Below are 10,274 nucleotides of genomic sequence, written 5' to 3' on the forward strand. Positions count from 1 at the left end.
CGCCGCACGCTCGAGTTTGGCTGGGCGCGACGAGCCGATCCTCCGGTGTGAGACACAGAATGGTTTCCTGCGAAGAGGAAGATAGAGAGCGCGCGATTGAGTGGCGTGGTAGTCACGTCAATCTCGTCGCGGGAGATTCCGATGAGCAGCACCATCGATACGCCGAAAGCAGGCCGCCGCGAGTGGATTGGGCTCGCGGTGCTCGCGCTCGCCTGCCTCCTCTACGCCATGGACCTCACCGTTCTCCACTTGGCCGTGCCGCACCTGAGCGCGGACCTCAAGCCGACGAGCGCTCAGTTGCTCTGGATCGTCGACATCTACGGCTTCCTGGTTGCGGGATCGCTCATCACGATGGGCACGCTGGGCGACCGGATCGGCCGTCGCCGCCTGCTGCTCATTGGTGCTGCCGCGTTCGGCGTTGCCTCGGTGATTGCCGCGTTCTCGACCAGCGCTGAGATGCTGATCGCGGCTCGCGCGGTGCTCGGCTTTGCCGGCGCCACCGTCGCGCCGTCGACGCTGTCGCTCATCCGCAATATGTTCCACGATCCGCGCCAGCGCTCGGTCGCGATCGGCGTGTGGATTACCAGCTACTCGGCGGGCGGCGCGATAGGCCCGCTGCTCGGCGGGATGCTGCTCGAATTCTTCTGGTGGGGCTCGGTGTTCTTGCTGGCGGTGCCGGTAATGGCGTTGCTGCTCGTCGTAGGGCCCACGCTGCTTCCAGAGTACCGGGATCCGGAGGCGGGACGCTTGGATCTCATCAGCGCCGCGTTGTCGCTGGTTGCCGTCCTGACGGTGATTTACGGGCTGAAGCAGGTCGCCCAGGACGGCCTCGCCTGGCTGCCTGCGGTGCCGATCGCCGCCGGTCTGGCCCTCGGTGTCCTGTTCGTGCGGCGACAGCGCCGGCTGCGCGATCCGCTCATCGACCTCCGGTTGTTCAAGGTGCCCGCCTTCAGCGCGTCACTCGGCACTTACACGCTCGCGACCTTCGTGATGTTCGGAGGCTTTCTCTTCATTTACCAGTACCTGCAGTTGGTGCTCGGGCTCTCGCCACTCAGGGCCGGCTTGTGGACCGTGCCCTCGTTTGGCGCCTTCATCATCGGTTCCATGCTGGCTCCGTTCGTCGTGCGCCGCATTCGCCCGTCGTTGGTAATGGGCGCTGGTCTGGTGATCGCGGCTGCCGGCTTCGCGGCGCTCACGCAGGTGGAAGGCACCTCCGGCCTCGCGCTGCTCGTCACCGGATCCTTCGTCTTCTCCCTGGGTCTCGCACCTGTATTCACGCTCGCGAACGACCTCATCATCGGGACGGCGCCCCCTGAGCGGGCGGGGGCGGTATCGGCGATCTCCGAGACAGGCTCGGAGCTCGGCGGAGCGCTTGGGATCGCGATCTTGGGCAGCATGGGAACAGCGGTGTACCGCCGCGAGGTAACCGATGCAGTCCCGGCTGGTCTCCCGCTCGACGCGGCAGACGCGGCCAAGGACACCCTCGGCGGCGCGGTCGCCGTCGCCGGAGAGCTCTCGGCCCAACTCGGGCAGGCGGTGCTCGATGGTGCACGTGAGGCGTTCGTCCACGGCCTCCAACTGGCCGCCGGCACCAGCGCCATCGTCGCGCTCATCCTCGCGTGTCTCGCCATGTTCTTGCTCCGTGACGCGCGCCTGGGCGGCGAGCCGATAGAAGAAAACGAGCCGACTGAGAAAGCCGACAGAGCGTTGCTAGCGGCCGACGGCTCTTGCTAGCGGGCGGGCTCCAGGATGTGCAGCGAGGGGCCTTCAGAGCGTTGGCTGCGATTAGCCCTCGAGCGCGTCGACCTTGGCCCACATCGCGTCCAAGTCGAGCCTGAGACCGGGGCAGCCGGGCAAAGCCTGGATGAGTCCGCTCTGCACTTGCAGGCGGCGCACATAGGCGCCCATTACCGCTTCATAAACTTCAAAGCTGCGTTGCTGAGGGTCGACGAGCCAGTAGAAGCGGATGCCGAAGCTGGCGTACTCGTCCATCTTCTCCCTTCGGTCACGGCGCTGATCCCGAGGAGAAGGGGAAACGACTTCAACGGCGATGTCCGGGGGGACGGAAACGATGCCGCGGGCGGGCGGACGACGCCCGGAGAGATACACGGTCAGATCCGCCTTTCGACCCCTCGTGGCCGAGAGCGCGAACTTCGCCTCCGAGCCGCCGACAATTGCCCGAGCCGCTTCCGCCCAGTTACCGAGCTCACGGGTGAGCCATGCGACGATGACCTCGTGCAGGTAATCCGGCACCTCCTCCTCCACGAGTCGGCCATCGATCAGCTCCCCCGGCACGTCCTCGGGCAGATCGCTCCACTCCTCGAGGGTCAACAGCGGGCCGAGCAACTGGTCGACTATGGCGGCTTGAGCCATTGAGAGAAATGTACCACAGCTAGTGGGCTGTATCAGGCATTTGTAAAGCGCCTGGCGGGCGAGGCATCCCGGCTGGCGGCGTTGCTCGTCGGTCACATACCGCCTGTATGCTCCCTCCTCGCGCCTGGCCAGTCGGGCGCCGCGCTCCGCCAGCCACTTCACAAATGCCTGATACAGCCCACTAGGGCAGCTTCAGGGCACGCCGACGACCAGCTCGCGCACCAGAGGCGCGGCATCAAGGCAGCTCTTCGATGGTGATGTCCTTGTACCAGACTTGCGCCTTGCCCCCGCCGTGGATCTGCAACCCAATCAGGCCAGACTGTGGGAGCGTCTCATCCGGCTCGGTGTAGTCCACGGTTTGCCGGCCGTTGAGCCGCAGTCTGATCCGACGGCCTTCAGCCCGAATCTCGTAGTCGTTCCAGTCATCCAGCTTCAGCAAGCCCTTCAACTGCGCGGGATCCGCTTGGGCCAGGGTCTTCTTGCGACGCGATTCATCGTAGAGACTTCCCCAGTAGCCCTCGCCCAGATCAGCCTGGTAGCCGATCATCTCGTGCGCTGGATCTTTCAACCGCTGGCTGCGAAACTGCACGCCTGCGTTGACGAACCCGGTCCCCGTCAGCTTGAACTCGAGGCGCAGCACGAAATTCGTGTAGGTGCGCGTGGTGCAGAGGAACTCGTTGCGCGGGACGGTCTCGGTCAGCGAGCCGCCGACGATGGCGTCGTCCTCGATGCGCCAGGTCTTGGTGGTGTCACCTTCCCAGCCATTGAAGCTGCGGCCGTCGAAGAGCGCGACCGATTTCGCAGGAGGTTGTACTGCGCCGGCCGTCAGCATCGCAGCCAGCATCATCGCGTAGCAGAGCAGTGGTCTCATTGGAGCAACCTTGTGAACGGTGTGAACAGGCCCCGCAAGGCCGTGCACGAGCTCAGAGCCGAAAGACTTTCTGGGCATTCCCGTGGAGCAGCTTTCGCTCGATTGTCTTGCCCGCCGCCAGGCGCCGAATGGCAGCAATGATCTGCGCTCCTTGACACTTCGCGCCTGTGCCCTCGGCATCGGTGCAGTCGCTGCCGAACAGCAGCTTGTCCTGGTGACGCGTCAGGAAGTCGCGCGTGAAGTCCTCGTCGCGCGTGAGGGCATTGAGCCCGGATCCGGCAGCGAGGTCGCCATACATATTCGGGTAGTCGCTCAAGTAGCGGTCCGTCAGGCCGCCCGTGGCAACAGATCCGTTGGGATAGAGCTCCGTCTGGTCCGTGTAGCTCCCGTCGATGTTCGCCCACCACGTTTGGGCGTGACCGATGAAGCGCACCCGAGGATATCTCTCGAGCATCTTGTAGAACCGCTCGAACCCGTAGTTGTACATATCGACCTGCCAGTGCATGAGCACCGGCACATCGTGAGCTTGCGCGAGCTCGTAAATCCGCTGCATCTCCGGCGCGTCACAGTCTACGCCAAACTTCTGCTCGGCAATGACAACCGCGCCGCGTTTCAGGTATCGTTCGATCTCTTGAATCGCGCCCTGGAGGTCCGGGACTTCGTTCGCGCCGAAGAGGAACTCCTTGGCATGCGCGCTGGCGAACCGATAGCAGGCTTCGTTGCCGAGACATTGTGCTTGCAAGCCGTTCGCGCGACCGTCGTGTGTGGATGGCCTCTTCACGGATCGGCCGGCCGGAAGGAGGATGGTCGTCGTGGCGCCGAGGGCGCGCTGATGCGCGAGGAGCGCGTCATCGGATCGGCCGGTGTAGCCGAGGTGCTGATGAATATCGATGAGAGGTTCGGCTGGCTCAGGGGTGTCCCCCAGGGCGTCCCCTTGCATGCTCAGGGCCAGCAGCGCCAAACTGGAGTCAGTCAGGAACTCGCGACGCTTCACGGGAGATATTCTGCACGAAGTTGAGATTGGAACCGCGCTTCATGTTTCTCGCCAGAGTCCAAGTCATTGGTTTGCTCGTCGTCACCGTCGCCCTCATCGGTCATGGCGCTCAGCAGTCACCGGCCAATCGTCCGTGGCCACCCAGCGTGCAGGAGGTGCCGCCGGAATCACCCGTGCTGTCGCCCGCCGAGGCGATCAAGACGTTCCACATGCCGCCCGGCTATCGCCTCGAGCTCGTCGCGAGCGAGCCGCTGATTCAGGATCCTGTCGCGATCGATTGGGATCTCGAAGGACGACTCTGGGCGGTGGAGATGCCCGGCTACATGAAGAACATGGCCGGGTCGGGCGAACAGGATTCGATCGGCCGCGTCGTCGTCCTCGAAGACCAGAACGCCGACGGCAAGATGGACAGGCGCACCGTGTTCGCCGACGGGCTGGTGCTGGCGCGCTCGCTCAAGGTGCTCGACCGTGGTGTGTTGGTCGGCGAGCCGCCCAACGTCTGGCTGATGCGCGACACCGACGGCGACCTGCGGGCAGACACCAAAGAGCTCGTGACCGACCAATACGGACGGTTGGACGCTAATCCTGAGCACAACGCGAACGGGTTCTACTGGGCACTCGACAACCGGATGTACACGGCGGGGCCGTCCGAGATCTACCTCCGCTTGAAGAAGGGCATCTTCGAGGTGCACGAGACACTGGAGCGTGGCCAGTGGGGCCTGTCGCAGGACGACGTTGGCCGTATTTACCGCAACACCAACGAGTCCGCATTGCACGTCGATCTCGTTGCCACGCCGTACTTCGCGCGAAACCCGAACCTCCTGCGCACGCGTGGCAGTTACGAGCGCCTCGCGAACGCCAACGCGGAGCTGAACACCGTCTGGCCCGTACGTCCGAACCCCGGGACCAACCGTGCCTATCAAGCCGGCATCGATCGTGCGGACGGGTCGCTGGCGAGGTTCACGTCCGTCTGCGCGCCGCTGGTGTACCGTGGAGATCGACTACCCGCCGAGCTCTATGGAAACGTCTTTGTCGCAGAGCCGGCAGCCAACCTGGTGAGCCGGATCATCCTCGACGACGATGGCACGACGCTCGAGGCGCGCAAGGCGTATGACCGTGGAGAGTTCCTGGCATCGACCGACGAGCGGTTCCGCCCGGTCTATCTGTCCAATGCGCCCGATGGCACCCTGTACATCGTCGACATGTACCGCGGTGTGATCGAGCATCGCATGTACATCACGACGTATCTGCGCGATGAGATCCTGACGCGCAAGCTGGAGCAGCCGACAGGGCTGGGTCGCATTTATCGGGTCGTCCACGAGGCCACGCGGCGGGACACGACGCGACCGTTGGCGACCGCGTCCCAGACACAGTTGGTGGAGTTGCTCTCGCATCCAAACGGCTGGCGGCGCGACGCCGCGCAGCGGCTCCTCGTCGAGCGGGGTGCCCAGTCCGTCGCGCCACGCTTGAGGAAGCTGGCCCGAAGCGCAGAGGATCCACGAACGCGTTTGCACGGGCTCTGGACATTGGACGGGCTCGATGCCATCGAGCCGGATCTCGTGATCGAGGCGTTGGACGATGCCTCGCGTGACGTGCGCGCGTCAGCGGTGCGTCTCGCGGAGCGATGGCTTGGCACGGAGGATCATCCGATTCAGGCCGCGGTCATGAAGCGAATCGACGACCCAGATTGGGCCGTGCGGCAGCAGGTTGCAGCGTCTCTCGGCGCGATGGCGCCGGGCCCGCGCGAAAAGGCTGTGGTCTCGCTACTCGAGCGCCACGGTGACGATCCAGTCACGATGGATGCCGCGCTCAGCGGCCTGCGGGGCACTGAAGCGCTTGTGCTCGAAAGGCTGATGCAGGCGTCCGGTGAGCGAACGCGCCAGCGGGAAGCGGCCGTGACCATGCTCGCGGCGACCATCGTGCGGAGCGCTGAGGATGCGGGCGTGCAGGAGCTGTTCGCGTGGGTTGCAGACGAGGACCGTGAGCGCTGGACGCGTTCTGCGCTGCTACGCGGGGCGGAGGTGGCGCTGCTTGGGGCTGCCATGCCTGGCACGCCCGCGAGACGGCGCAAGAGCGAAGAGCGGGCGACGTTGCCCTGTCCGACCTGCCCGGGCGGTCGAGCGGGGCCAGGTGGCGCTTATGCCTTCCGACGATCGGAGGCTTCAACGTCGACCGCGAGCGACCGTGACGGCGAACGGCTGCGGCTACATCACGAGCCGCTGGCCCTCTCGGGGATGGCCGCGCGAGGTGGCGATCTGGGCTCACGGGCGACGCGTGTGCTCTCGCGCGTGGACTGGCCGGGCAAGCCGGGCGCCGCGGCCCCGGTGGCGCCGCTCACGGCCGAAGAGCAGCGACGGTTCGACGCAGGCCGGAAGCTGTACGAGAACGTCTGCGCGGCCTGCCATCAGACCAATGGCCGCGGTCAAGACACGCTCGCGCCAACGCTCATTGGATCCGCGCTCACGCTTGCGCCGGCCGAGATTCCCGCGCGCGTCCTCCTGCAAGGCAAAGAAGGCGCGGTCGGATTGATGCCGCCGGTCGGCTCCACGCTGAGCGACGAGCAGTTGGCCAACGTGCTGACCTACATCCGTCGGGCCTGGGGACAAGCGGGGTCGCCAGTAGATGCCGCAACGGTCAACGCCGTGCGCGCTGCCACGACTGACCGGAACCGCCCCTGGACGGACGACGAATTGAGGACGTTGGCGACGCCCCAGTAACGCCGAGGCCTCCGGCCGTTGCCTTCTCGCGGCGAGCGACGTGTCCTGCCTGGTGAAACCATGGCGATCACGAAGCGCCAATCAACGATAATCATCCCGGTTCAGTTTAGGATGTGCCCCACCAGACCCAGAGTTCCCAAGGAGTGCGCCATGAATCGGAGAGGATTTCTCATTGGTGCTGCTGCGGCAGCCGGTCTCGCCCGCACGGGATGGACGCAAGGGGCAAGTCAAGCCGGTCCGGCCGATCCAGCCAAGCTGGCTCGCATTGCCGTCATGACCCTCAACTTCCAGAGCATCTTGAAGCTGCCCGATGAGCCGGACGAGCCGACGCGCACGCTCGAGCTCTTCGACATCCCGGAGATGCTCGCGGACCGTTATCGTGTCCACAACATCGAGTTTCAGCACTACCACATTCCGTCGACCGAGCTGTCGTACCTGAAAGAGCTCCGCGCCCGGATCGAGAAGAGCAGATCGCGGATGACGCAGATCAATCTGGAGTTCGGGCCCCTGAACATGTCGGCGCCCGAGCTGAGGTCGCGGCTGCAGGCGATCGACCTGACCAAGCGGTGGATCGATCATGCCGCGACGTTGGGCGCGCAACGCGTGATGATCAACCAGGGTGACCCGACGCACGAGAACAAGAGCTACGGGATTCCCACGCTGCAGAAGATGGGCGACTACGGCAGATCGAAGGGGATCATCGTGTCCGTGGAGACCCGCGGGGGCGGCCGTCGTCGCAGGGGTGGCGCGGGGGCGGAATCCGAGACGCCCCCGCCCGCACCGGCGACACCGCAGGAACCGGCCTGGGTCTTGGTGGCGGAGATCATCAAGGAGTCGCGGACCTATGCGAACCCTGACCTTGGGGGAATAGGAGCGGCGAATCAGGAGGAGCTCCACGCCTGTCTTCGCGCGATGTTCCCGATGAGCGCAGGCAGCCTGCATGCCAGGGTCAGCGACCAATGGGACTTGGCAACGGCGATCAAATTCTTGGAAGGACTCGGCTACAAGGGGCTCTATACGATCGAGGTGAGGGGCCACGAGGGCACTCAGGAGATGTACGACATCATTCTCGCGACGATCTGAGGCACTGTGTTCTTTCTCGGCCAGTGTCTCCGTCGAAAATGCTCACCCGCGTTGCAACACCTGTCCTTGCCGTGGCCGTCATGGCGAGCGCTCCCGTGGTTGGTCACTGGCAGCAGCCGCGCTTCTCGTCTGCGGACACCGCGCTGCGCGTGAGACGATGGCTGGATCCAGCATCCGGCCAATTCCACGGACCGTCGGCGATTGTGGTGTCTGGCACTCGGATCAAGCACATCGTGCCGTTAGCCGACTTCGATCAGCGGTCCACCAAGGCACTGATTGATCTTGGAGCCGCGACGGTGCTGCCAGGCCTCATCGACGCCCATGTGCACCTGACAATCGGTGGCACATCCCGCGCGAACGCCGCTGCGATCCTTCGGGCCGGCTTCACCACCGTCGCCGATCTCGGCGCCACGTCCGATGCCGTGATCCGGCTGCGCGACGCCATTGCTTCCGGAGATGCCGAGGGCCCTCGCATCTTGGCAGCCGGCCTTTGGGTGGGCACGAAGAACGGCATCTGCGAGTTTGGTGGGATCGGTGTCGATGGCGGCCCGAAGCAATTCCGCGCGCGCGTGCGCGAGAACGTGGCTTCGGGGGCCGACCTGACGAAAGTTTGCGTGTCTGGCTGGACGAGGGACGCCTTCGCCCATCCGGACGCCTACGAGATCTCGGATGCCGCGCTGGCGGCGGTGGTCGACGAGTCTCGGCGACGGGGTCACGTCGTGCTCGCCCACGCGATAAGCCTCGGAAGCGTCCAGGCGGCGCTCCGCGCAGGCGTCGATGGATTGGCACACGCGGCATATCTCGACGCGGCCACAGCGACGGTGCTCCGTGACAAAGGCGTGTTTCTCGTTCCGACGCTTGCCTCCCTGCTGCGCGGGACGCAGGGCAGAGCAGGAGTCGCACTGCAAGAGTCCGTGGCAGAGGCACACCGCGCCGGTGTGCGGCTCATCTTCGGGACCGATGGCGGCGTGCTTCCACACGGCGAGAACGCCGTGGAGTTCGCCGCCCTGATCGAAGCAGGCGTGCCAGCGATCGATGCAATCCGCGCCGCAACGGTCGACGCAGCGGATGCTTTGGGCTTGGCCACCGAGATCGGCACAATCGACATCGGCAAGACGGCTGACCTCATCGCCGTCGACGGTGATCCGCTACACGATCCGACGGCGCTTTCCCGAGTGACCTTCGTCATGCAGAGCGGCCACGTCGCACGCCATGAGAGATCGGCCGCCTCGGCGAGGCGGCCTACCATCGTTCGCGGTAGGGCGCGTTCGCCGAACGCGCCGTGGTGCGCGATCCACGGCCTCGCCGAGGCGGCGCTACCGTCTAACAGGGTCCCACGAACGTTCCCGCGGGCTGTCCGGTGATCCCAGCCTTTGCAATCAGCTCGCAGAACAGCGCCATGTCGCCCGTGTTGCCCGTTGGACTGCGGCACTGCATCCGCAGCGTCGACAGCAGCCGCCCGTACGCAGCGTCAGTGAGGGGACCCCAGATGCCATCGATTGCGAGGCTTTCGCCGTTCAGATAGTTGCAGACGGCTTGCACCAGCTCTCTCTCTGTCGCCGGCTCGACGACGATTTGTTGCGGCTCGGCGTCCGTTTCCGCGACGCTCACGCTGATGCGGCGATTCTCGAATCGAGCGCCGATCCACCTGGATGGTGGCTCGGGCCGCTGGTCTTTGGAAGCCTCAGCAGTTGGCGTGGAAGGCGAGGACGCTGAGGGCTGGCGCGCCGCGTGCGATTCAGGAGCACGATCGCATGCGATAGCCAGAACGACCAACCCGCATAGAAGAGCGCTGAGCAACATGCGTGGACCCCGGGGTTCCTACGCGAAACGCGCTCTATTTTGATCCCGCCTGCGCGTCGACGCAACTGGTGCCGATCGCGAGCTCATCCGCGGGGAGCGTGTCGAGGGAATATCGGATCGGATCGCGTGTCGATCCGTGAGGCCTCGGCCAGTCGTGGAAACGATCGACGGCGTCGTCCGGCGCATCATGCCGTCGGCCGACACGGGTTACCCCGCAGATCGGCAGCTTGCCCCGGGGCCAGTTCGGCACCAATCTGGCGCGCCTTACAACAATCACCGGCATGGTGACGGTATATTCGTCAGTCCAGAACTGTCACAGCGAGGTTACCGCCATTGGCGTAACATGCCGATGTATCGTCCTGAACGCGTATCCTCGTCCAAGGTAGGGCCGCCTCGCCGAGGCGGCCGTGACGGCGCGGGAGGCTGACGCGCC

Annotated in this window: 7 protein-coding genes; 3 read left to right on the forward strand and 4 right to left on the reverse strand. The window is 65.1% G+C overall.

Annotation, left to right across the window (positions count from 1 at the left end; genetic code table 11):
• Nucleotides 1–141: 141 nt before the first annotated feature.
• The gene (locus GEV06_17775) at nt 142–1,734 is read left to right on the forward strand and encodes an MFS transporter (protein ID MPZ19745.1); all 1,593 of its coding nucleotides are present in this window, start codon (nt 142–144) and stop codon (nt 1,732–1,734) included.
• A 51-nt stretch (nt 1,735–1,785) separates the two neighbouring features.
• On the opposite strand, the gene GEV06_17780 is transcribed toward GEV06_17775, so the two are convergent.
• From GEV06_17780 to GEV06_17790, 3 genes are all read right to left on the reverse strand, one after another.
• Complete coding sequence (locus tag GEV06_17780) at nt 1,786–2,373, reverse strand: Uma2 family endonuclease (protein ID MPZ19746.1); 588 nt, start codon at nt 2,371–2,373, stop codon at nt 1,786–1,788.
• Between the two features lie 235 nt (nt 2,374–2,608).
• Complete coding sequence (locus GEV06_17785) at nt 2,609–3,244, reverse strand: DUF1080 domain-containing protein (GenBank protein ID MPZ19747.1); 636 nt, start codon at nt 3,242–3,244, stop codon at nt 2,609–2,611.
• Between the two features lie 52 nt (nt 3,245–3,296).
• On the reverse strand, nt 3,297–4,184 hold the full coding sequence (locus GEV06_17790) for an amidohydrolase family protein (protein MPZ19748.1): 888 nt from the start codon (nt 4,182–4,184) through the stop codon (nt 3,297–3,299).
• Between the two features lie 95 nt (nt 4,185–4,279).
• Here GEV06_17790 and GEV06_17795 point away from each other — a divergent pair, with 95 nt between their 5' ends.
• Entirely contained in the window at nt 4,280–6,955 is a 2,676-nt protein-coding gene (locus GEV06_17795) for a c-type cytochrome (protein MPZ19749.1), read from the forward strand.
• Nucleotides 6,956–7,914: 959 nt separating this feature from the next.
• Nucleotides 7,915–9,402 carry an amidohydrolase family protein gene (locus GEV06_17800; GenBank protein MPZ19750.1) on the forward strand — a complete coding sequence of 496 codons (1,488 nt, stop codon included), beginning with the start codon at nt 7,915–7,917 and terminating at the stop codon, nt 9,400–9,402.
• Here the strand turns inward: GEV06_17800 and GEV06_17805 are convergent.
• The gene (locus GEV06_17805; GenBank protein ID MPZ19751.1) at nt 9,362–9,649 is read right to left on the reverse strand and encodes a hypothetical protein; all 288 of its coding nucleotides are present in this window, start codon (nt 9,647–9,649) and stop codon (nt 9,362–9,364) included. The two genes, GEV06_17800 and GEV06_17805, sit on opposite strands and share 41 nt — an antisense overlap.
• Nucleotides 9,650–10,274 lie beyond the last annotated feature (625 nt).

It is taken from the genome of Luteitalea sp., assembly GCA_009377605.1.
GTDB lineage: Bacteria > Acidobacteriota > Vicinamibacteria > Vicinamibacterales > Vicinamibacteraceae > WHTT01.

Bases quoted from the DNA above. Each gene is read 5' to 3' on its own strand.
- GEV06_17800 (MPZ19750.1), top strand. From the start codon at position 7,915: ATGGGACTTGGCAACGGCGATCAAATTCTTGGAAGGACTCGGCTACAA.
- GEV06_17790 (MPZ19748.1), bottom strand. From the start codon at position 4,184: ATGCAAGGGGACGCCCTGGGGGACACCCCTGAGCCAGCCGAACCTCTC.
- GEV06_17780 (MPZ19746.1), bottom strand. From the start codon at position 2,373: ATGGCTCAAGCCGCCATAGTCGACCAGTTGCTCGGCCCGCTGTTGACC.
- GEV06_17795 (MPZ19749.1), top strand. From the start codon at position 4,280: ATGTTTCTCGCCAGAGTCCAAGTCATTGGTTTGCTCGTCGTCACCGTC.
- GEV06_17785 (MPZ19747.1), bottom strand. From the start codon at position 3,244: ATGAGACCACTGCTCTGCTACGCGATGATGCTGGCTGCGATGCTGACG.
- GEV06_17775 (MPZ19745.1), top strand. From the start codon at position 142: ATGAGCAGCACCATCGATACGCCGAAAGCAGGCCGCCGCGAGTGGATT.